19 protein-coding genes are annotated in these 20,580 nt (G+C 64.4%); 9 read left to right on the top strand and 10 right to left on the bottom strand.

Annotation, left to right across the window (positions count from 1 at the left end; translation table 11 throughout):
• Positions 1 to 59: 59 nt before the first annotated feature.
• On the top strand, positions 60 to 4,727 hold the full coding sequence (locus MRBLMA1_RS20750) for an NAD-glutamate dehydrogenase (protein ID WP_363739518.1): 4,668 nt from the start codon (positions 60 to 62) through the stop codon (positions 4,725 to 4,727).
• Between the two features lie 60 nt (positions 4,728 to 4,787).
• Here the strand turns inward: MRBLMA1_RS20750 and MRBLMA1_RS20745 are convergent, their stop codons facing one another.
• Positions 4,788 to 5,780: an MlaA family lipoprotein gene (locus MRBLMA1_RS20745; protein WP_363739516.1), complete on the bottom strand. Its 993-nt coding sequence runs from the start codon at positions 5,778 to 5,780 to the stop codon at positions 4,788 to 4,790.
• Positions 5,781 to 6,032: 252 nt separating this feature from the next.
• Here MRBLMA1_RS20745 and MRBLMA1_RS20740 point away from each other — a divergent pair, with 252 nt between their 5' ends.
• The 4 genes from MRBLMA1_RS20740 (at position 6,033) to MRBLMA1_RS20725 (ending at position 9,113) form a co-directional block, all read left to right on the top strand.
• Positions 6,033 to 6,677 (top strand): PepSY-associated TM helix domain-containing protein, encoded by a 645-nt coding sequence (locus MRBLMA1_RS20740; protein ID WP_363739514.1) that lies wholly within the window; start codon positions 6,033 to 6,035, stop codon positions 6,675 to 6,677.
• Positions 6,678 to 6,696: 19 nt separating this feature from the next.
• Positions 6,697 to 7,221, top strand: a complete 525-nt coding sequence (locus MRBLMA1_RS20735) for a DUF2271 domain-containing protein (RefSeq protein ID WP_363739512.1) — start codon at positions 6,697 to 6,699, stop codon at positions 7,219 to 7,221.
• Positions 7,222 to 7,233: 12 nt separating this feature from the next.
• A complete protein-coding gene (locus MRBLMA1_RS20730; RefSeq protein ID WP_363739510.1) occupies positions 7,234 to 8,139 on the top strand; it encodes a DUF4198 domain-containing protein in 906 nt (301 codons plus the stop codon).
• Between the two features lie 101 nt (positions 8,140 to 8,240).
• Positions 8,241 to 9,113: an FAD:protein FMN transferase gene (locus MRBLMA1_RS20725; RefSeq protein ID WP_363739508.1), complete on the top strand. Its 873-nt coding sequence runs from the start codon at positions 8,241 to 8,243 to the stop codon at positions 9,111 to 9,113.
• 51 nt (positions 9,114 to 9,164) lie between these two features.
• On the opposite strand, the gene MRBLMA1_RS20720 is transcribed toward MRBLMA1_RS20725, so the two are convergent.
• The 4 genes from MRBLMA1_RS20720 to MRBLMA1_RS20705 form a co-directional block, all read right to left on the bottom strand.
• Positions 9,165 to 9,461 (bottom strand): hypothetical protein, encoded by a 297-nt coding sequence (locus MRBLMA1_RS20720; RefSeq protein WP_363739506.1) that lies wholly within the window; start codon positions 9,459 to 9,461, stop codon positions 9,165 to 9,167.
• 108 nt (positions 9,462 to 9,569) lie between these two features.
• Positions 9,570 to 10,811: a cyclopropane-fatty-acyl-phospholipid synthase family protein gene (locus MRBLMA1_RS20715; protein WP_363739504.1), complete on the bottom strand. Its 1,242-nt coding sequence runs from the start codon at positions 10,809 to 10,811 to the stop codon at positions 9,570 to 9,572.
• 31 nt (positions 10,812 to 10,842) lie between these two features.
• Positions 10,843 to 11,595 (bottom strand): molybdopterin-binding protein, encoded by a 753-nt coding sequence (locus MRBLMA1_RS20710; RefSeq protein ID WP_363739502.1) that lies wholly within the window; start codon positions 11,593 to 11,595, stop codon positions 10,843 to 10,845.
• Positions 11,592 to 12,323, bottom strand: a complete 732-nt coding sequence (locus MRBLMA1_RS20705; protein WP_363739500.1) for a cytochrome b/b6 domain-containing protein — start codon at positions 12,321 to 12,323, stop codon at positions 11,592 to 11,594. Before MRBLMA1_RS20705 ends, MRBLMA1_RS20710 begins: the two co-directional genes overlap by 4 nt.
• Positions 12,324 to 12,613: 290 nt before the next feature.
• On the opposite strand from MRBLMA1_RS20705, the gene MRBLMA1_RS20700 reads away from it, so the two are divergent.
• Together MRBLMA1_RS20700 and MRBLMA1_RS20695 are read left to right on the top strand one after the other, a co-directional pair.
• Positions 12,614 to 13,120 carry a porin family protein gene (locus tag MRBLMA1_RS20700; RefSeq protein ID WP_363739498.1) on the top strand — a complete coding sequence of 169 codons (507 nt, stop codon included), beginning with the start codon at positions 12,614 to 12,616 and terminating at the stop codon, positions 13,118 to 13,120.
• Positions 13,121 to 13,484: 364 nt separating this feature from the next.
• A complete protein-coding gene (locus MRBLMA1_RS20695) occupies positions 13,485 to 13,994 on the top strand; it encodes an outer membrane protein (protein ID WP_363739496.1) in 510 nt (169 codons plus the stop codon).
• Between the two features lie 51 nt (positions 13,995 to 14,045).
• Here the strand turns inward: MRBLMA1_RS20695 and MRBLMA1_RS20690 are convergent, their stop codons facing one another.
• The 3 genes from MRBLMA1_RS20690 to MRBLMA1_RS20680 form a co-directional block, all read right to left on the bottom strand.
• Positions 14,046 to 14,471 (bottom strand): hypothetical protein, encoded by a 426-nt coding sequence (locus tag MRBLMA1_RS20690; protein ID WP_363739494.1) that lies wholly within the window; start codon positions 14,469 to 14,471, stop codon positions 14,046 to 14,048.
• Between the two features lie 111 nt (positions 14,472 to 14,582).
• Positions 14,583 to 15,842, bottom strand: coding sequence for a 23S rRNA (adenine(2503)-C(2))-methyltransferase RlmN (gene rlmN / locus MRBLMA1_RS20685; protein ID WP_363739492.1), 1,260 nt, complete (start codon positions 15,840 to 15,842; stop codon positions 14,583 to 14,585).
• Between the two features lie 72 nt (positions 15,843 to 15,914).
• Positions 15,915 to 16,427: a hypothetical protein gene (locus MRBLMA1_RS20680; RefSeq protein WP_133653353.1), complete on the bottom strand. Its 513-nt coding sequence runs from the start codon at positions 16,425 to 16,427 to the stop codon at positions 15,915 to 15,917.
• Positions 16,428 to 16,578: 151 nt separating this feature from the next.
• On the opposite strand from MRBLMA1_RS20680, the gene dnaN reads away from it, so the two are divergent.
• Positions 16,579 to 17,691, top strand: a complete 1,113-nt coding sequence (dnaN, locus tag MRBLMA1_RS20675; RefSeq protein WP_133653354.1) for a DNA polymerase III subunit beta — start codon at positions 16,579 to 16,581, stop codon at positions 17,689 to 17,691.
• Between the two features lie 97 nt (positions 17,692 to 17,788).
• On the top strand, positions 17,789 to 19,009 hold the full coding sequence (locus MRBLMA1_RS20670; RefSeq protein WP_363739489.1) for an MBL fold metallo-hydrolase: 1,221 nt from the start codon (positions 17,789 to 17,791) through the stop codon (positions 19,007 to 19,009).
• 41 nt (positions 19,010 to 19,050) lie between these two features.
• Here MRBLMA1_RS20670 and MRBLMA1_RS20665 read toward each other — a convergent pair whose 3' ends face one another.
• Entirely contained in the window at positions 19,051 to 19,734 is a 684-nt protein-coding gene (locus tag MRBLMA1_RS20665; RefSeq protein ID WP_363739488.1) for a Fe2+-dependent dioxygenase, read from the bottom strand.
• A 43-nt stretch (positions 19,735 to 19,777) separates the two neighbouring features.
• Positions 19,778 to 20,536: an energy transducer TonB gene (locus tag MRBLMA1_RS20660; RefSeq protein WP_363739486.1), complete on the bottom strand. Its 759-nt coding sequence runs from the start codon at positions 20,534 to 20,536 to the stop codon at positions 19,778 to 19,780.
• Between the last annotated feature and the right edge of the window lie 44 nt (positions 20,537 to 20,580).

The raw sequence follows: 20,580 nt of genomic DNA, 5'->3' as shown, positions 1-20,580 counted from the left end.
CTCCGGCGTCTTCTCCGTTGACAGAAGCGGGACTGAACCCGCGGGCAAGAGGCAGGCGCATGACGGCATTGGCTGAATCGAAGCAAGTTGATCGGGGCATAAGCGACGCGCTGGAGGCAGCGCTGGCACGAGGCACATTGCCTGGCGAAAGCGAAGGCTTCGACCAGCACGCGATGCTGTCGGCAGCCGCCTTCATCGCCGGCACTGCAGCGACCCGCCGGCCAGGCAACGTCGCCATCGCCATGGAAACGCTGGGCGAAGGGGCGAATGGCCGCTACATGCGCATCGCCATCATCAATGACGACATGCCGTTTCTGGTCGATTCCATCGCAAATGCGCTGGCGGCAGCCGACATCATCATCCACCGCCTGCTGCATCCCGTGTTGTCGGTCGAGCGGGACGGCAACGGCCATTTGAAGGCGATCCTGGACAATGACGCCGCCGGCGCGCGTCGGGAATCAATGATCTATATCGAGGCGGACCGCGCCGATGCGAAGGCTCGCCGGACGCTTGAGAAAGCGTTGGAGGAAACGCTGGCCGACGTTCGCGCCGCGGTTATCGACTGGCCGAAGATGCGGGAGGCGATGGGCGCCGACGCAGACGCAGCGCCAGACGAGGAAGGCGCGGCGCTGCTGCGCTGGTTCCTTGCCCGTCACTTCACCCAGATCGGCCATGAAGTGCGTCATCGCGACGGGAAGGCGGGCGCACGCATCGGCGTCTGCGGCCTGCGCGACCGGCCCATGCTGGCACCCGCCACGCTGGAGGCGGCGTTCAACTGGTTCGAGGAAGGCAGGCGCGCGCCCCTCATCATCAAGTCGAACCGCCTCTCTCGGGTCCATCGGCCCGTCCTGCTGGACATGATCATCGTACCAGTGCGGGAGGGCAAGCAGGTGACGGCGCTGTCTATCCACGCTGGCATGTGGACCAGTGCCGGGCTGGCGACGACGCCTGACAAGGTGCCTCTGCTGCGGTCGGCCCTGTCGGCGCTGATGGACAAGTTCGATTTCGATCCGCACGGCCATGCGGGCAAGGTGCTGACCCATGCGCTGACTGCCCTGCCCCACGACATCCTCATCGGCTTCGACCGCGAGACCCTGGAACGGCTGGTGCTGACCTTCATGTCGCTGACCGACCGGCCGCGCCCGAAGCTGGTGCTGGGGACGAGCGCGCTCGCCCGCCATCTCTACGCCTTCGCCTGGTTGCCGCGTGAGGAACTGACCACGGCGCGACGCGTCGCGGTGCAGGACATGTTGAGCCAGGCCTGCAACGGCCCGGTGCTGAGTTGGTCGATCGCGCTGGAGGAAAGCGGCCTGGCGCTGCTGCGCATCACGCTCGATCTGCGCGACGGTGGCGTGGTGCCCGATGAACAGCCGCTCGACCGGCAATTGAAACAGATGGTGCGGGGCTGGCTGCCCGCCGTCGAGGAGGCATTGGCCGAAAGCGAGGAGGCGGGCCGCGCCGCAACGCTGGCGCAGCGTTACGCTCCCGGTTTCCCCATGGGCTATCGCAACGGCGCCGGCCCGGCGGAGGCAGCCATAGACATCCGTCTGCTCCACAGCCTTTCGGGGCCTGGCGACAAATCGATCCGTATCTATCGCAATGAAGAGGATGAGCCCGAACGGCTGCGGCTGAAGCTCTACAGCCATGACGCCATCGCCCTGTCCGAAGTGGTCCCCGCCTTCGAGAATTTCGGTTTCCGCGTCATCGACGAGATGCTGACGGCCGTTGATGCCAAGGGGCAGGAAGGTGCGCTTGGCCATGTCCAGCGCTTCGTCTTGGAACTGCCGGCGGGGGGCGATGCCGAAAGCGTGATCGCCCGCGCTGATGTCGTTACGGAGGCGATCGCCCAAGTCACAGAGGGTGTGGCGGAAAATGACCGCTTCAACGAGCTGATCGTCACCGCCGGGCTTGACCAGCGATCGGTCGTGCTGCTGCGCGCCCTGTTCCGCTATCTGCGGCAGACCGGCATGGCCTATGGCATGGCGACATTTGCCGAAACGCTGCGGCGGGAACAGGGCATCGCCCGCCAGCTCATCGAACTGTTCGAAGCGCTGCACAATCCCGAGGCGAAGGATGGCGCCGCCCGCGCCGCCGCCGCGCAACGGGAGATCGAGGCGGGACTGGGGAAGGTCACCGCCATCGACGAGGATCGCGTTCTGCGCCTGCTGCGCGCCGTGATCGCCGCAACCCTGCGCACCAATTTCTACAGCGCGGCCGCGCAGGAGGCGCTGGCGTTCAAGCTCGACAGCGCGCAGATCCCCGGCCTGCCCGCGCCGCTGCCATGGCGCGAAATCTGGGTCTATTCGCCACGGGTGGAGGGCATCCATCTGCGCGCTGGCCCCGTTGCGCGCGGCGGGCTGCGCTGGTCCGACCGGCGGGACGATTTCCGCACGGAGATCCTGGGTCTCATGAAAGCGCAGCGGGTGAAGAACGCCGTCATCGTGCCGACCGGCGCGAAGGGGGGCTTCTATCCCAAGCAGCTTCCCAGTCCGCAGGTCGATCGCGACGCCTGGTTCGCCGAGGGCACGGAAAGCTATCGCATCTTCATCCGCGCGCTGCTGTCGGTCACCGACAATATCGTCAAGGGCAAGGTGAAGCACCCGGCGCAGGTCGTCATCCATGACCGCGACGACCCCTATTTCGTCGTCGCCGCCGACAAGGGCACTGCCACCTTTTCCGACGTCGCCAACGCCCTGGCGCTGGAGCGGGACTTCTGGCTGGGCGATGCCTTCGCCAGCGGCGGCTCCAATGGCTATGACCACAAGGCGATGGGCATTACCGCGAAGGGCGCGTGGATCAGCGTGAAGCGCCATTTCGCGGAAATGGGCGTCGATGTGCAGAGCGAACCGGTCCGCGTCGTCGGCTGCGGCGACATGTCGGGCGACGTGTTCGGAAATGGCATGCTGCTCAGCCAGGCGATCAGGCTGGTCGCCGCCTTCGATCATCGCCACATCTTCCTCGATCCCGATCCCGATCCGGCGAAAAGCTGGGAGGAACGCAACCGCCTGTTCCAACTGCCCCGCTCAAGCTGGGACGATTATGACAAGAAGCTGATCTCCAAGGGCGGCGGCGTCTTCCCGCGCAGCCTGAAGAGCATTCCCCTTACTGCGGAAGTGCAGGCGATATTGGGCGTCACCGACACGGAAATGGAGCCTGGTGCGCTCATCTCCGCGATCCTGAAAAGCCCCAACGACCTGCTCTGGTTCGGCGGCATCGGCACGTATGTGAAGGCCGCTGCGCAAAGCCATGGCGACGTGGGCGATCCGGCCAACGACCGCCTGCGCGTCAATGCCGAGCAGCTTCGCGTGAAAGTCGTGGGCGAAGGAGCCAATCTGGGCGTTACCCAGGCGGCGCGCATCGCCTTTTCGCTGCGCGGCGGACGGATCAACACCGACTTCATCGACAATTCGGCGGGCGTAGACTGTTCGGACAATGAGGTGAATATCAAGATCGCGCTCAACAAGGAAATGGCGGAAGGCCGCCTGACCTTCGACGACCGCAACAAGCTGCTGGTCAGCATGACCGATGCCGTGGCCGACATCGTGCTGGAGGACAATCGCCTCCAGGCACTCGGCCTGTCCATCGCGGAGGCGGGCGGCGCGGCGGAGCTGGCGAGCTATGTGCGGCTGATCGAAACCTTCGAAGAGTCAGGCCGGCTCGATCGGCAGGTGGAGGGCCTGGCCGCCAACGACCAGTTGCTGCGGCGCGGGCAGGACGGGCTTGGCCTCACCCGGCCTGAACTGGCGGTGCTGCTCTCGACCGCCAAGCTGGCCCTGCAGGACGCGATCGAGCATGGCAACCTGGCCACCGATCCCAGCATGGACGACGAACTCGCCCAGGCCTTCCCACCTGCCATGCGCAAGAAGGAAGCGGACGCCATCGTCGCCCATGCGCTGAGGAAGGAGATCATCGCCACCAAGGTCGCGAACCGGATCGTCAACCGGCTGGGCCTTATCCATCCTTTCGAACTGGCGGAGGAAGAAGGCTGTTCGCTGGCCGACCTTGCCAGCGCCTTCCTGATCGCGGAGCGGCTCTACGACATCCGCCAGCTATGGGAGGATATCGACGCGGCGGAGATGTCCGAAGCGGCGCGCCTCGCGCTGTTCGGCGACATCGCCAATGGCATGCGGGCGCAGATCGCAGACATTCTCCGCAGCCTCCCGTCCGGCGCCTTGCCGCAGGCAGGGCATGGCGCACTGGCCAAGGGCGTGGACAAGCTGGCGAAGCGGGTGGACGACCTGCTCACCAGCGAAGCGCTGCGCCGGGTCACGGCCGTCTCCGACCGCCTGCTGTCCCTGGGCGCGCCGGAAGCGCTGACCCGCCGCACCGCCGGGCTGTTCAAGCTGGATGGCGCGGTCGGCATCGCGGCGCTGGCCGGACGCCTGTCACTCGACGAGGTCGCCCTCACCCGCGCCTTCACCCATCTGGGCGAAGCGGTCGGCATTGACTGGGTCCAGTCCACCGCCGCGCGCATGGCCCCGTCCGATCCATGGGAACGTCTGCTGATTTCCGGGGTGGCGCGCGACATGCAGCAGGTGCGGCTCGACTTCCTCGCCCAGGGGTCAGGCAAGGATATCGCCCATCATGTCGAATCCTGGCTGAAGGCAAAGGGTGCGCGGATCCAGCAGTTCCGCGCCCTTGTCCAACGCGCCAAGGGGGCAGCGACGCCCAATGTCGCGATGCTGGCGGAAATTGCCGGCCAGGCGCGCGGATTGCTGGGGCGGTAAAGCGCTTTCCCTCGATTGCCGCCCTTCCGCAAAGACAGGAAGGGCGGCAATCGAAGAGACTTATTCGGCCGCGTCCGGCTCGGCCGTCACCGGCCCTTTGCCCATTCCCGGCCCATAGACCGGCGTCAGCGGCTCCACCACGCGCCCGTGCAGCGCCTCGATCTCGGCCTTGCGCTGCTTCAGATATAGTTCGCGATAATAAGCGTAGGGATTTTCCTCGTCGCGGATCTGCTGGATCGTCTCGTCAAAGGCGGCGCGTTCGCCAAGCTGGTTCAGAATCGTCGCGGGGATGACATATTTGGGTTCGTTGAACGGCTTGCCGATGGCAAAGGGCACGATCATCTTGTCGACCGTGTCACCGATGATGTCGCGCAGGGTCGTGGGGCCGACGATCGGCAGATACATGTAAGGCCCCGGACCTACCCCATAATAGCCGAGCACATTGGCAAGGCCGTTGGGCCGATAGGGCAGGAAGAAGGGCTTGCGCTTCGCCACGTCGAACAGTCCCGCCACCCCCAGCGTGGTGTTGATGGTGAAGCGGCCGGCCGTCTCCACCGCCTTGCCCGGCTTGAATTCGAGCAGATAGGCCAGGAAGACCACAGGCTCCTGCAGGTTGGAGAAGAAATTGCGCAGTCCCTTGCGCGCAGGCTTGGGCAGACCCTTGTTATAGGCCTTGGCGACCGGCTCCACCACGGCCTTGTCGACGGACTGCACCGCCTCGAAGCTCTTTTCGTTCAGCCGCTCCAGCGGATCGCCCGGCGGCGGCCGGGTGTGGCCAGTCACCACGATCTCGCCCGGCTGCGGCGCTGCCGCCGCGGGTGCGGTGCTGCCCGGCAGGTTCGGCATGACCGGCGGAGGCGGTACGACCAGCACCGGCGACGCACCATCCTGTGCCGCCTGCGGGTCCACGGAGGCTCCGGACGCCGGTGCAGCGATCGCAGGGGGGGCGACCGCTGGGGCGGTGGACACAGGGGAGGCCGGCGCCATCGTCCCTTCCGGTCCCGCTTGTACCCCCATCATCAGCATTCCAGCGGCTATGGCCGGCGTCAGCATATCGTCATTCCTTGCAGGCAGGCCTTTGCGACTGATGACATTTTCCGTGTCACGCTCGTCATCAAAGGCGGCTAGTTGCCAAGGGGTCACGCGTCAATAGCATGACGTCGCCCCCTGCGCCGGACCGCCGTTCATCGGCAACGATCCGGTCGCATACATTTTGATACAAATTTGCCGTGCCCCCTGTTTGCAATTGCGAGTCGTTCGCGTTATGGAGGCCGCCTCTTCTCTACAGGACTCGTCCCGCTTCCGATGCACGCCCCCGTCCGCACTCAGCCGAACAAGAAGAAGAGCCCCAAGGCCTTCTGGCTGAAACAGCTTCATACCTGGCATTGGGTGAGTTCAGCGATCAGCCTGATCGGACTGCTGCTGTTCGCCTTCACCGGCATCACGCTGAACCACGCCGCCGATGTGGAGGGCGCGCCGCAGACGGTGAGCAAATCCGCCATCCTGCCGCCTGCCCTGCGCGGGCAGGTGGCGCCCGACGATGCGCCCGACGCCAGGAAGCCGCTGCCTGCTCCGATCGCCCAATGGGTGGAGAAGACGATCGGCCAAAGCGGCGCGGGCGAAGCGGAATGGTCAGCGGATGAAGTCTATCTTGCCTTGCCGCGCCCCGGCGGCGACGGCTGGATATCGATCGACCGGCATAGCGGCGAGGTCACCAGCGAGGCGACCAGCCGCGGCTGGATCAGCTATCTCAACGACCTGCACAAGGGCCGCAATGCCGGTGATGTCTGGAAGTGGTTCATCGACATCTTCGCCATTGCCTGCTTCCTCTTCGCCCTGACCGGCCTGCTGCTGCTCTGGCTCCACGCCAGGAAGCGCCCGACCACCTGGCCGCTGGTCGCCGCGGGCCTCGCCATTCCGGCCATATTGGCCGTCATCTTCATCCATTAAAGGGGGAGTTCCTCACCGCATGCAGATCAACCACAAGATCGTCCTGACTGGCGCAGCCATGGGCGCGAGTGCAATCGCCCTGCCTGCGGCCGCGCAGACGCTGGACGTCACGCTCACCCTGCCGCGCCTGTCGGTGGCGGAATATCACCGCCCCTATGTGGCGATCTGGCTGGAGAAGGAAGGCACGCCCGCCCGCACCCTGTCCGTGCTCTACGATGTCGACAAGCGCAACAATGGCGGCGTCAAATGGCTGCGCGACATTCGCATGTGGTGGCGCGCCTCCGGTCGTTCGCTGACCCTGCCTGCCGACGGCATATCCGGCGCCACCCGCGCACCCGGCACCCATAAGCTGAGCTTCCCCGCTGGCAAGGGCGGCATGCCGGCATTGTCCCCCGGCAAATACACGCTGGTGGTGGAGGCCGCGCGCGAATCCGGAGGACGCGAGGTGGTTCGCGTCCCGCTCAACGTGACGGCGGCCGGCGCCAAGGGCAGCGGCAGTGGGCAGTTCGAGCTGGGCGCGGTCAACGCCGTGCTGTCGCGCTGAGGGGAGGAAGTCATGATGAAGTTCCGCAAACCGCTGTTCCTGCTCGCCGCGACGGTCGCCATGGCTCTGCCGCAAATGGCGGGCGCGGCGCGGCCCTGGATGCTGCCCTCCGAAACCATGTTCGCCGGCTCCGGCAATGAATGGGTAACGGTGGACGCCGCCATTTCGAGCGATCTTTATTATTTCGACCATCCGGGCCAGGACTGGCAGCCGGTGGTGACCGCACCCGACGGCAGTGCAGTCCAAGTGGAAAATCGTAGCGTCGGCAAGTTGCGCCAGACCTTCGACCTGGGCATCAAGACCAAGGGCACCTACAAGATCGCCATCGTCAACGAGATGCTGATGGGCAGCTACATGCTGGATGGCGAGCGCAAGATGCTGCCCCGCGGCACCACGGCCGCGACGCTGGCGACCGCCGTGCCGCAGGGCGCGACAGACGTGCAGACGGCGACGGCGCGCACCCGGATCGAAACCTTCGTGACAGCGGGCGAACCGGACCGAAAGGTCTTCACAACGACCGGCACGGGGCTGGAGATGGTGCCCGTCACCCATCCCAATGACCTTGCGGTGGGTGAACCCGCCACCTTCCAGTTCCTGCTGAACGGCAAGCCGGCAGCTGGCATGGATGTCGTCGCCATTCCGGGCGGCATCCGGTATCGGTCGGACCTCGGGCAGATGGACGTGAAAACCGACGCCAACGGCAAGGTCAGCTTCACCTGGCCGGAAGCAGGCATGTATTGGGTCAGCATCAGTTCCGGCGGACGGCGCGGACCTGGTCCGGGTGCGGGCGGTACAGGCAATGCGCCCGGCGCGGGGCGGCCGCAGGGTCAGGCGCAGGGTGAAGGCGGCCCCCGCCCGCTCATGGGTCCGCCCCAGGACCGCGCCACCTATGCGATGACGGTAGAGGTGCAGGGCTGATCCCCGACGCGATCCGCATCGCCATCCCGCCCGGCCTCTCGCCCGCCCTGTTCGAATCGAGCAATCGGGCGGGCAGGATCAGCGCCCTTGGCGGTCCGACCATGGGCACAAGCTGGTCCGCCCGCATCGTGGACGCACCCCCCGACAGCAGAGCGGCGATAGAGGCAGTGCTGGGCCGGGTCATTGCGCAGATGAGCAATTGGGAGGAGCATTCCGCCATTAGCCGCTTCAACGCCGCGCCGGTCGGCGATTGGATGCCGCTTCCCCCTGACATGATGACCGTGCTGCGCGCCGGACTGGACATGGCCCGGATATCGGGCGGCGCCTTCGATCCGGCGGTGGGCCGGCTGGTGGAGAAATGGGGCTTTGGTCCCAACGGGCCGACGGGCCTTTCCGTCGTGCCCCATCACCCCTCCCCCTGGAGCGTCATCGAGATCAAAGGCGACAGCGCCCGGCGGACGGCTGATGTGACATTGGACTTTTCAGGCATCGCCAAGGGCTTTGCCGTGGACATGGTCGCCGATACGCTACGCGAGTTGGGCGCGGCACATTTCCTTGTCGAAATCGGCGGCGAATTGCGCGGACAAGGCGTCAGGCCTGATCTTCAGCCCTGGTGGGTGGATGTGGAGGCCCCTCCCGGTCTTTCGCTGCCAAGCCTCCGCATCGCTCTTTGCGGCCTGTCCGTCGCGACGTCCGGCGATTATCGCCGCTTCCGCGAAGAAGGAGGCGCTCGCCTCTCCCACAGCATGGATCCCGCCCGCGGCGCGCCGATCGCCAACGATGTCGCCTCGGTGACGGTGCTCCACGACAGCGCGATGTGGGCCGATGCCTGGGCCACGGCGATCACCGTCCTTGGCCATGACGCCGGCATGACCCTCGCCACCCGCCACGGGATCGCTGCCTGCCTGATCCGGAGGCTGCAAGGAAGGGGGCAGGAATATGTGACCCCTGCCCTTGCCGCCATGCTGGAGTGAATGGCGGATGGTCGGATCCTCCTCATCGCAAGACAAGGAGGATCGCCCGGCTCAGTTGCAGACCCGCACCTTTACGCGACGGTCGCGATAATGGTTGTAGCGCCACTCCGTCCAGCAACGCTGGCGATAATGCCCGCGCCAGTAGCGGCGGTCGCCGCGCCAGTGACGGCGGTCGTCATCGCGCCAGTCGCGCCTGCCGTCCCAACGGCGGTCATCCCAACGGTCGCCGTGATATCCGTCGCGATAACCGTAGCCGCCATAATATTGCGCCTGTGCAGGGCCTGCACCGACCCCCATGGCGGTGATCGCCAGGCCCAGAGCCGCCGCACCCTTCCACAAGATATTCATGTCCGTCTCTCCTCAACATGGACACCCGTCACCGGGCCATGGTGGGAAGATGCGCCGACCTTACTGAACCGTCCGGGAACGACGTCGTCAGCCCCCGTTCATGGATTCTCAGCGGCCGCGCAGGGCGCCTTCCGCCTCCAGCATATAGTCGCGCGTGATCGGCAGGCTGCGGCGGTCCCGGACATATTGGACCTGGTAATTCACCATGCTGCCATGCTCGAACACCGTGGCGGCACCCGCCAGATAGAAGGTCCAGAGGCGGAAGAACCGCTCGTCATAAAGCGCGATGATGTCGGCCTTGTGCGCCAGGGTCCGCTTGTACCATTCGCGGATGGTGAGGCCGTAATGCATCCGCAACACCTCCACATCCGTGACCATCAGCCGCGTGCCCTCGCTGCCCTGGATCATCTCCGACAGGGCGGGGATATAGCCGCCGGGGAAGATATATTTCTGGGTGAAGGCATCGGTGATCCCCGGCCCGTCGACCCGCCCGATGGTGTGGATCAGCATGACCCCGTCGGGCGTCAGCAGGTCGCGGCATTTGTTGTAGAAGGTGCGGTAATCCTTGGTCCCGACATGCTCGAACATGCCCACCGACACGATGCGGTCAAATGGCCCCTCTATGTCGCGATAGTCGATCAGTTCGAAACGCACATGGTCGGCCACGCCCAGGTCCTGCGCCCGCTGTCGCGCGACTTTCAACTGCTCTTCCGACAAGGTGATGCCGGTCACGTCGACGCCGCAGGTGCGATGCAGGTACAGCGCCATGCCACCCCAGCCGCAGCCTATGTCCAGCACCTTCATCCCCGGCTTCAGGTGCAGCTTGGCCGCGATATGGGCCTTCTTGTCCTCCTGTGCCTGTTCCAGGCTGATGCCCGCCTCATTGTCGGCATCGGGGAAATAGGCGCAGCTATATTGCCGGTCACGGTCAAGAAAGAGCGCGTAGAGCGCGCCCGACAGATCATAGTGATGCGCGACATTGGCCTTCGCACGGGAACGGTGATTGGCCGCCCACAGCTTCCGGCGGATCGCCTTGAAACCACGCTTGACGGAACCCAGGTCGCTGATCGACTTGCCCGTTTCCCACGCATTGTTCATGCGGATGAGCGAGATCAGTTCCATGATCCCGCCGCCCTCTATGGTGACCCGCCCGTCCATGAACGCCTCGGCCATGCCCAGGCGCGGATCCTTGATGATGTCGAACGGCACCCGCGCATCATGGAATTTCAGCGCCAGCGCAGGAAAGCCGGGTTCGGCGACCCCGACCGTGATCTTCCTGCCGTCATGATAGTAGATGTCGAGCTGGCCCCGCGTGACGAGCCGTTTGATGACGCGATCGAACAATTTCATGGGACCACCCTGTCAGGTCATTTCGTTCGCGTCAAATGCCTGCATACCAATCATAGCCGGCGCGGTCCTCCCAATAGCCGCCCTTCCCTCCTGCTATGCCGTGGAGACTTGCAACCGCTTCAATCTTCATCAGATATTTCGCCTGCTTGTAGCCCAGTTGCCGCTCCACCCTCAGCCGGAGCGGCGCGCCGTTCGCCACGCGCAGAGGCCGGTCGTTCAGCGCGAAGGCCAGGATGGTCTGCGGGTGAAAGGCGTCCACCAGATCGATGCTCTCATAATAGCCGCCTCCGCCGCCCATGTCGTCGGCGCAGTGAAAGACGATGTAGCGTGCCCCATCCCGCAGCCCCGCCGCGTCCAGAATCCGCTTCAACGGCACGCCCCGCCATTTGCCGATGGCACTCCACCCCTCGACGCAGTCATGGCGCGTGATCTGCTCGCGATGGGGCAAGGTCCGGATCTGCGCCAGCGAAAGGGACAGCGGCCGTGCCACGAGTCCGGCTACATCCAGCCGCCAGTCGGCAAAATCGCGGCGCCACAGCGCCTTATATTCGGGCGTGTTCGGATTGGCGGTGCCGTTGGGCCGGAAAAAGGGCGAGATCTGGTCGGGCCGAAACTCCCGCGCCAGCGCGTCCCGGGTCATCAGGCTGCGCTGCGCCCATTTGTGGAAATTCGCGGCGGAAAACAGCGTGTCGCGCACTGTCTCGTTCTTCGCAAGCCGATCGCATCCCACAAGCGTCGCGGCGGCGCCCAGCACCAGGCTGCGCCGGTTGAGGATCAGGCTCATCGCCGCACCTCGGGCAGGCGGTATCGACCGCTGATCATCGAGCGGATTTCGTTCAGGGGGCCGGCAAGCAGCACCATCAGCATATGCACCAGGAAGAAAGCCACCAGCGTGAAGGCCGCGATGAAATGGATCGAGCGCGCCGATTGCCGACCGCCGAACAGGTCGACCAGCCAGGGCCATGCCGCGTTCATCCCCGGCGCCATCGTCAGCCCGGTCAGTATCACGAGCGGCAGCAAGACGAAGATCACGCCGATATAGCTTCCCTTTTGCAATACATTGTACCGCAGCGCCGCTTCGCCGGTCGGGAAGCGCAGCCGGGCATGGTCCCGGATGTCCTGCCAGATGTGGCGGGGCGCCAGCTCCCCCCGCCGGAAGGCGAGGTCACGCCCCAGATGCCCGCCGAACAGGCTCCAGAGCATATAGAGGAGCAGCGCAAAGGCAAAGATCGGCGCGGCGGTCAGATGCCAGTGCCGCGACATCGCCAGATCATAATGGGCGGGCAGGGTCAGCCAGCGTCCGAACCGCCCAAGTTCCAGCCAGGGCCGGTCGAAATTCGCGCCATATTGCCCCCAATAGAGCCGGGGATGCGCGTTGAAGATGCCAAGCCCGCTGGCGAACAACGTGTAGAGCAGCAACGCATTCAGCCAATGCCACAAACGCGTCGGCCACCGGTGGCGCAGCACCAGCTTCGGTTCGGCCGATCCTGCCTGGGATGAGAGACGGTCCATGGGCAACTGTTACCCCTTTGCACCAGCAGCGTCAAAAAGGATGGGCTGCCCTGCCCCATGAATCATTTTTCATGCTTCCATTCATGTGGGAGCCAGATTTCGGGTCCATAAGCACCCTGCCGGGAACAAGTCAATTTCCCGGCTTTTGAAGCTTCTATGGATCGATGCCCTGTCAATTCAATAGGGACGAAATGGAAAATATTTTACAACTCAGTCTCTTTTAAAAACCTATTGAGAACATAAATCGATCTCACCCGGTTCAGGGTATAGAACAAGTCAAGAGGAATACCATGAAAACTGCGATTTTCGCAGCGATTGCTGCTGCCACCGTTTCTGTTCCTGCCTTTGCTCAGGATGCTACACCCTTTACTGGGCCGCGCGCTGGCGTCACCATGGGTTATGACAAGGTCCATGGCGGCGACGGCTTCAGCTACGGTGTATCCACCGGCTATGACCTGGCCGTCACCCCCCGCGTAACTTTCGGTCCGGAAGTGTCGTTCAGCGATTCCACGGCCAAGTTCGGCGGCGTCGATGCGAGCCGCGATCTCGCCGCATCGGTGCGCCTGGGCTATGTCGTGACGCCGCAGGTGCTGGCGTTCGGCAAGGTGGGCTACGCCAACAGCCGCTTCGAAATTCCCGGCGACCATCAGACGCTGGAAGGCGTCCGCTATGGCGGTGGCCTCGAATATTCGGTAACGCCGCGCACCTATATCTCGGCCGAATATCAGCGGACCGAATATGAAAATAATTTTGGCGGTCGGGACGCGGGCGTAGTGGGCGTCGGCTTCCGCTTCTAGAGCGGGTTTCCCGCGATTTCCTAACCAGCGATCGATTCCGATCGCTTGGAAATCGCTCCAGGCGAGACGCGATTCAAAAATGGGGCGGCCCCAGCGGAGCCGCCCCATTTTCATGCAAAGTCAGACTGTTGCGAAAAAGCATCATACATTTGTAAAGTTCATATCCATGTTGCAACAATGACAATCTCGTTACATATGCGCGTCGTCAGCGATCAGTTTCGCTGCATGCAGGACGGGAGGATAGGCCGGTCAATATCGGCGTTCCAGATGACGATCAAATAATGACATGTAACGTCATCCCGTAAAAAGAACAAACGACAGTCCAAATTACAGGACTGTTCGTTTCTGATGATATGAGGATTTTATGAAGACTGTGATTTTCGCAGCCCTTGCTGCTGCCGCCATTTCCGCTCCCGCTTTCGCTCAGGACGCCGCGCCCTTCACTGGCCCGCGCGCGGGCGTCATCGGCGGCTATGACAAGCTCGGCGGTAACGACGGCTTCGCTTATGGCGTGTCGACCGGCTACGACCTGGCCGTCACCCCGAACATCACCTTCGGCCCGGAAGTGTCGTTCAGCGACACCACTGTCGGCGGCAATGGCACGGAAGTCAGCCGTGACCTGGCTGCTTCGGTCCGTCTGGGCTACATCCTGACCCCGCGCGTTCTCGCCTTCGGCAAGGTCGGCTATGCCAACACCCGCCTCGAAGCGTCGAACAGCAACTTCGGTGGTTCGATCGAAGGCGTTCGCTACGGCGGTGGCATCGAATTCGCAGTGACCGGCAACACCTACATCTCGGCTGAATATCAGCGCAGCGAGTATGAGGACAATGTCAGCCGTGATGCCGGCATCGTCGGCGTCGGTTTCCGTTTCTAATCCCTCTCGGATGGAACAGGGAAAGGGCGGTCCTGACGGGCCGCCCTTTTTCTATGCCCAAGGCAGGGGTTTCAGGTCCGGCGCCATCCAGGTCCGCCGCGCTTCCGCCGACATCAACCGCTCACGCGACCAATAGGCAAGCGGCCAATCCTTGTCGGCCATGGGGGAGGCCATCAGCGCGGCAAAGGCTTGCCCTGGCGACACGCCTTCCGGCAATCCCGCCAGGACCGCCCGCGCCGCGCCCAGCGACGCCTGTGTGATCGTCTCATGATAGCCGGACGTATCGCTGTTCACGCCGCCCACGCTTTCATTATAGGCCGCGATCATCCCCGGCATGTCGCGCTCCGGCACCAGATCAGGCCGCCGCAGCATCAGCCATAATGCCATCGCAAAATGGGCCCTGTGGGTCCACTCCTCCTTGGGGAGCGTTCGCGCGCAAAAGCCCGTCGCGATCCATTCAATCTCTTCGTCCGTCATTCCCATTCACCCTTCTTCATGCCGCCCGGACGAAGGGCCAAAGAAAAACCCCGCCGTTCCGGGCGGGGTTTCGTTTCTCGTGCCACTTGGGCGCGCACCATCAGCCCCGCTCTATCCGAGCGCGGCTTGCTTCTCCGCCGCCAGCCGGTCGAGTTCTGCGCGACTCTTCTTCTCGCTCGCGGACTTGAGCTGCCCGCAGGCCGCCATGATGTCCCGTCCGCGGGGCGTGCGCACCGGCGCGCTGATCCCGCCCTCGAACACGATGTCGGAAAAGCGCCTGATGCGTTCGGGCGTCGAACATTCATAATCCGTGCCCGGCCAGGGATTGAACGGGATCAGATTGACCTTCGCCGGCAGCTTGTACTGGCGGAGCAGGCGGACCAGTTCCCGCGCATCCTCGTCGCTGTCGTTCTTGTCCTTGATCATGACATATTCGAAGGTGATGCGCCGCGCATTGTTCGCGCCCGGATAGTCGGCGCAGGCCTGCAAAAGCTGATCGATGCCGAACTTCCTGTTGAGCGGCACCAGTTCGTCGCGCACATCCTTGGTAACGGCATGCAGCGACACGGCAAGGTTGACGCCGATCTCTTCGCCCGCCCGCGCCATCATCGGCACGACGCCGGAGGTGGAGAGGGTGATGCGCCGCTTCGACAGGGCGAGGCCATCGCCGTCCATCACGACCTTCAACGCGTCGCGCACATGGTCGAAATTGTAGAGCGGCTCGCCCATCCCCATCATCACGATGTTGGTCAGCATGCGACCGTCGGTCGTATATTGCGAGGCGTCGTCGGCCTCATCGTCATTGGCCGACGCCATGCTCCCCTTGGGCCATTCGCCAAGGGCATCGCGGGCCAGCATGACCTGGCCCACAATCTCGCCCGGCGTCAGGTTGCGCACCAGCCGCATCGTGCCGGTATGGCAGAAACGGCAGTTGAGCGTGCAGCCCACCTGGCTCGACACGCAGAGCGTGCCCCGATCCGCGTCCGGGATGAACACCATCTCATAATCCTGGCCATCATCGGAGCGCAGCAGCCACTTGCGCGTGCCGTCGCTGGAGACCTGCGCCTCGACCACTTCCGGGCGCCCTACGACGAAACGCTCCGCCATCCAGCCGCGCATCGGCTTGGCGAGGTCAGTCATGGCGTCGAAATCAGTCTCGCCGCGATGATAGAGCCAGTGGAAAAGCTGCTTGGACCGCAGCTTCGCCTGCCTGGCGTCGAGCCCGGCCTCTTCCAGCACATCCTTGATCTGCGGCCGCGACAGTCCCATGAGGTCGATCCGTCCATCCTCGCGGGGCGTAACGGCGCGGGGCACGGGCACAGGGTCGATAGCGCCGGGAATCGGCATCAGGGGGTTGGCGGCTGTCTGCATGGCCGCGCCCATAGCGGATTTTGGGGGAATTTGGAAGGGCGACCGCATGAACCCCGCCCACTTCCACCCGGCTCACCGCAATCGCGCGCATCCCAGTGCCGCCGCATCGATCGCCGTGGCCGCGCCGCGCAACGCATAGGTGTCGGCAAAGCCGCGCCCGCGCCCGTCCCGCGTCTGCACGCTCATGCTGGTGGCAGAGCGCATCGCAGCGACGATCGCAGCATCCACCCGCGCATCGGGCGCCCAGGCATCGACCTGCCCCGCCACCAGTGAAAAGCGGCGATCCCCCACATTCAGGATCACCGCCGCATCGCTCGCCCGCATCCGGCTCAGGCGGAAATGCACCTGACCCCGCACCCGCTGGCGCGGCCAGCTTCCCACCGCGGCAAAGCCGTCGCCGCCGGTCGCCACCGGCACGGACAGCGCATAGCAGCGCGGACCATTGGCATCAGGAAGGGCAGGATCGCGAAACGCGCCCCATGCTTCGAAAACGCCCAGCGAATCCCGCGCCTCGGCCGCGACGCCAGTCATCATGAAGGGCAGGACGAGGAGCCATGGAGCTTTCACATCACCGGCAAAGCGCATGCTGATCCCTTTTGCAACCCTTTGCCAAACGAAACGATCACCCAGCGCTTGCAGGGGCCGTCACAGCGGCTATGAAGGACCATCCATCATTGTCGCCCGGATTCGACCGAGTTCGGGCTTTGCGCAGAAAAGAAACGGACAGAACAGGGACATGAAGGCCACCATCGAACGCGCAACGCTGCTCAAGAGCCTCAGCCACGTCCAGTCGGTGGTGGAGCGGCGCAACACGATTCCGATCCTGTCCAACGTGCTGATCGAAGCATCGGCGGATGGCGCGATCAAGCTGATGGCGACCGATCTCGACCTCCAGATCGTCGAAAGCGTCGCCGCGCAGGTCGAACAGCCTGGCGCGACCACGATTTCCGCGCACACCCTGTTCGACATCGCTCGCAAGCTGCCCGAAGGATCGCAGGTCTCGCTCCAGGCGGCCGAGGGCAAGATGCTGATCCAGGCGGGGCGCGCCCGCTTCAACCTGTCCACCCTGCCGCGCGACGATTTCCCGGTGATCGCGGAAGGCGACCTGCCGACCAGCTTCGAACTGCCGGCCGAAACGCTGAAGCAGATCATCGACAAGACGCGCTTCGCCATCTCGACCGAAGAGACGCGCTATTATCTGAACGGCATTTATTTCCATGTTTCCGACGAGGGGCAACCCGTGCTGAAGGCGGCCGCGACCGACGGCCATCGCCTCGCCCGCGTCACCGTGCCGCGTCCGGATGGCGCCGACGGCATGCCGGGCATCATCGTGCCGCGGAAGTGCATCGGCGAACTGCGCAAGCTGCTCGACGAGGTCGAAGGTTCTGTGCAGATTTCGCTCTCCGCCAGCAAGATCCGCTTCGGCCTGGGCAACGCGATCCTGACCAGCAAGCTGATCGACGGCACTTTCCCGGATTACAGCCGGGTCATCCCGACCGCCAATGACAAGCTGCTCAAGATCGACCCGCGCAGCTTCGAGGAAGGTGTTGACCGCGTTGCCACCATCGCCACGGAAAAGACGCGCGCCGTCAAGATGACGCTGGACCGCGACAAGATCACCCTGTCCGTCACCAGCCCGGAAAACGGCACCGCCGCCGAAGAAGTGCCCGGCGCGTTCCAGGGCGAAGGCTTCGATATCGGTTTCAATGCTCGCTATCTGCTCGATATTCTCGGCCAGATCGACAGTGAACTGGTGGAACTGCATCTCGCCGACGCCGCCGCGCCGACGCTGATCCGGGAAGACGACCGCAGCCCGGCACTCTACGTCCTGATGCCGATGCGCGTCTGAGGATCGGCCGCGCGCTTCGAAAGCGCGGCTATTCTCAGCGCTTGCCGATGTCCTGATCGACGCTATGTCCAAGCTGTTGATCGGAGCGGGAAATGGCATGGGCCCAGTTGTCGAGAAAATCATGAGGGGATTGGGCGCGGCGCTGCTGTTTCTGGCGGTGACGCTGTGTCTGGCGGTTACCATCGTTCCACCCTTTCTCGACCGCATCTATTATGAAGGGCCGGTCAGCCGCCATTATGACGGCGCGCGTTTCTTCAATCCCGATGGGGAAAGGCGCTATCCCGCGCCGCCGGGCGATAACCAGCGCGGCTTGGTGGCCCGCTGGCTGCTGCGGCAGGACGACCGACCCGCATGGCCCGACAGGGTGGCGGTAAAGCCCTCCCGCCCTCCGGCCTTCGCCGCGCCACGCGGCATGGTCGCCACCTGGGTGGGACATGCGACTGTGCTGGTTCAGGCGGCCGGCCTCAATATCCTGACGGACCCTATCTGGTCCGACTATGCCAGCCCCTTCCCGCCGCTGGGTCCGAAGCGGGTGACGCAGCCGGGCGTGCGCTTCGACGATCTGCCGAAGATCGACCTCATCCTTCTCAGCCACAATCATTATGATCATATGGACATTCCCACCCTGAAAAGATTGTGGGAGCGGGACAGGCCGAAGATCATCACCAGCCTGGGCAACGACATCATCCTGAAGGCTAACGGCATTCCTTCAACGGCGCTGGACTGGGGCCGTTCGACCAGCGGCGCTGCGCTGAACGGCCTGGGCGAGAATAGCGTGATCCAGTGCGAGAATTACGAGCATTGCCCGGATTATCGCGTCCATGTGGTGCGCAATCATCATTGGAGCAGCCGCTGGGGCACCGATAGAAACCGGGCGCTCTGGTCTGGCTTTTTCGTCAGCACGCGGGCGGGCAATATCTTCTTCGCGGGCGACACCGGCGCAGGCGACATGGCATGGGCAGAGGAAGCGGCGCGGCTTGGGCCGATCAGGCTGGCGCTGATCCCTATCGGCGCTTTCCGCTTCTGGCCGGGACAGATGCAGTCGGACGCGCATATCGGACCGGAGCAGGCCGTGACGCTGTTCAAGACGCTGAATGCTTCAACCGCGATCCCCATCCACTGGGGGACCTTTCATCTCTCCTACGAGAAATGGGACACGCCGCCCAAATTGCTGGAACTGTATCTGCGCTGCGCCGGCATCGACCGTCAGCGTTTCGCGCCCTTGAAGGTGGGGCAGGCGATCCAGGTTCCGGCCTGGTCGTCCGCGCGGATCGGAAAGCGGCGCTGCGACGCGGACGCAGTTGCGCGGCTGGAATAGTCGGGCATGGCGTGCCGCCCTCCTCCCCATTCCTGTCGCGATCAGGCGTCTGCCCACCGCCGTAACAGATTGTGATATACGCCAGTCAGCCGGATGACCTGCGCATCCTCATGCCCCAGCGTGCTGGCCAGCGCCTGGATGCTGCTGTCGAGATCGAACAGCATCTGGCGCGCCGCATCGTCCCGCACCATCGACTGGAGCCAGAAGAAGCTGGCCACCCGCCGTCCGCGGGTCACAGGCTCCACCCTGTGCAATGACGATGATGGATAGAGCACGGCATGGCCCGTCGGCAATTTCACCTGCTGCACGCCGAAATTCGTCTCGATCGTCAATTCCCCGCCGTCATAGCCGCCGGGCTCTTCCAGAAAAACGGTGATCGACAGGTCGGATCGGACGCGAAAGCCGGTACCCGCCTGTATCCTGACGGCATTGTCCACATGGGTGCCGAAGGCCTGCCCGCCCGCATAGCTGTTGAACAGTGGAGGGAAGACCTTGAGCGGCAGCGCGGCGGCGATGAACAGGGGCGATCGACCAAGGGCGTCCAGCACGATCTGCCCGGCCTGCTTCGCTTCAGCGCTATCCTCCGGCAATTGCAGGTTGTGCTTGGCGAGCGCCGACTGATGTCCGGAAGTGACGTTGCCGTCGACCCATTGCGCCGCGTCGATCAATGCGCGGACGCGCGTGACGGCCTGGTCGTCCAGCAGGTCGGGGATGACGGTCAGCATGCCGATGAAGGGATCCGGGCACGAAGGATGCAGGCCATGTCTCTCACTCTACTCCGCTGCGCAGGACGAAGGGGATTTCGACCACGCCCTTGACCCGCACGGGCTGGCCGTCGCGCATCACGGGCTTCCAGCGCCAGCCGCGTACCGCGTCGCGCGCGGCATTGTCCAGTCGGGCAAAACCACTGCTCTGCGCGATGGAGAGGCTTTCCACCGCGCCATCCAGACCCAGCGTCAACGCAAGAAGGACGGTCCCCTGCTCACGCTTGCGACGGCTCTCCACCGGATAGCGGGGCGGCTTGCCCGCAATCATCTGCGTGCCCAGGTCGCCGCCCTGAACGATGCTCGGCCCCACGGAGATGGCGGGCGGCGCAGGGGGCGCGGGGACTGCCAGCGGCGGCGCGGGTGGTGCAGGAGGAACGATGGTCGGCGTGGTCGCCACGGTCGGCACCGGCGCCGGAGGTACTTTCACCAGCGGCGGCGGCGCGACGATCCTGCTCTGCGGCGGGGGCGGCGGAGCCTTCACAGATGGAGGCGGCGGCGGCATGAGATTCACGACCGACAGCCGGGCTTCCCGCATCCGATGCACATGATGCCGGGCATGGACCAGCGCGGCGATGATCAGGGCATGAAGCAGGAGGATGACAAGGATGGCGGGGACGTTCACCCCGCTCCGGGCACCATAGCGGGCCGGAGCAGCGTCGAGTTGAACCGGCACGCTGGAAAGGGATGGCCGCGCGGCAAACAGGGGGACAACCCCATCATCCCCACCCTCTTCCACAAATCTATCTGCTACGCGAAGCATGCCAGATCCCCTTTGCCGCCGTGCAGGCGAAGGCCGTCCATAAC

The sequence above is a fragment of the Sphingobium sp. LMA1-1-1.1 genome, from assembly GCF_040676365.1.
Classification (GTDB): domain Bacteria; phylum Pseudomonadota; class Alphaproteobacteria; order Sphingomonadales; family Sphingomonadaceae; genus Sphingobium.
This window is presented reverse-complemented; position numbering and strand designations above follow the sequence as displayed.

Excerpts from the sequence above, each read along its gene's own strand:
- MRBLMA1_RS20750 (WP_363739518.1), top strand. The coding sequence starts at position 60 with ATGACGGCATTGGCTGAATCGAAGCAAGTTGATCGGGGCATAAGCGAC.
- MRBLMA1_RS20745 (WP_363739516.1), bottom strand. The coding sequence starts at position 5,780 with ATGCTGACGCCGGCCATAGCCGCTGGAATGCTGATGATGGGGGTACAA.
- MRBLMA1_RS20740 (WP_363739514.1), top strand. The coding sequence starts at position 6,033 with ATGCACGCCCCCGTCCGCACTCAGCCGAACAAGAAGAAGAGCCCCAAG.
- MRBLMA1_RS20735 (WP_363739512.1), top strand. The coding sequence starts at position 6,697 with ATGCAGATCAACCACAAGATCGTCCTGACTGGCGCAGCCATGGGCGCG.
- MRBLMA1_RS20730 (WP_363739510.1), top strand. The coding sequence starts at position 7,234 with ATGATGAAGTTCCGCAAACCGCTGTTCCTGCTCGCCGCGACGGTCGCC.
- MRBLMA1_RS20725 (WP_363739508.1), top strand. The coding sequence starts at position 8,241 with ATGGGCACAAGCTGGTCCGCCCGCATCGTGGACGCACCCCCCGACAGC.
- MRBLMA1_RS20720 (WP_363739506.1), bottom strand. The coding sequence starts at position 9,461 with ATGAATATCTTGTGGAAGGGTGCGGCGGCTCTGGGCCTGGCGATCACC.
- MRBLMA1_RS20715 (WP_363739504.1), bottom strand. The coding sequence starts at position 10,811 with ATGAAATTGTTCGATCGCGTCATCAAACGGCTCGTCACGCGGGGCCAG.
- MRBLMA1_RS20710 (WP_363739502.1), bottom strand. The coding sequence starts at position 11,595 with ATGAGCCTGATCCTCAACCGGCGCAGCCTGGTGCTGGGCGCCGCCGCG.
- MRBLMA1_RS20705 (WP_363739500.1), bottom strand. The coding sequence starts at position 12,323 with ATGGACCGTCTCTCATCCCAGGCAGGATCGGCCGAACCGAAGCTGGTG.
- MRBLMA1_RS20700 (WP_363739498.1), top strand. The coding sequence starts at position 12,614 with ATGAAAACTGCGATTTTCGCAGCGATTGCTGCTGCCACCGTTTCTGTT.
- MRBLMA1_RS20695 (WP_363739496.1), top strand. The coding sequence starts at position 13,485 with ATGAAGACTGTGATTTTCGCAGCCCTTGCTGCTGCCGCCATTTCCGCT.
- MRBLMA1_RS20690 (WP_363739494.1), bottom strand. The coding sequence starts at position 14,471 with ATGACGGACGAAGAGATTGAATGGATCGCGACGGGCTTTTGCGCGCGA.
- rlmN (WP_363739492.1), bottom strand. The coding sequence starts at position 15,842 with ATGCAGACAGCCGCCAACCCCCTGATGCCGATTCCCGGCGCTATCGAC.
- MRBLMA1_RS20680 (WP_133653353.1), bottom strand. The coding sequence starts at position 16,427 with ATGCGCTTTGCCGGTGATGTGAAAGCTCCATGGCTCCTCGTCCTGCCC.
- dnaN (WP_133653354.1), top strand. The coding sequence starts at position 16,579 with ATGAAGGCCACCATCGAACGCGCAACGCTGCTCAAGAGCCTCAGCCAC.
- MRBLMA1_RS20670 (WP_363739489.1), top strand. The coding sequence starts at position 17,789 with ATGGGCCCAGTTGTCGAGAAAATCATGAGGGGATTGGGCGCGGCGCTG.
- MRBLMA1_RS20665 (WP_363739488.1), bottom strand. The coding sequence starts at position 19,734 with ATGCTGACCGTCATCCCCGACCTGCTGGACGACCAGGCCGTCACGCGC.
- MRBLMA1_RS20660 (WP_363739486.1), bottom strand. The coding sequence starts at position 20,536 with ATGCTTCGCGTAGCAGATAGATTTGTGGAAGAGGGTGGGGATGATGGG.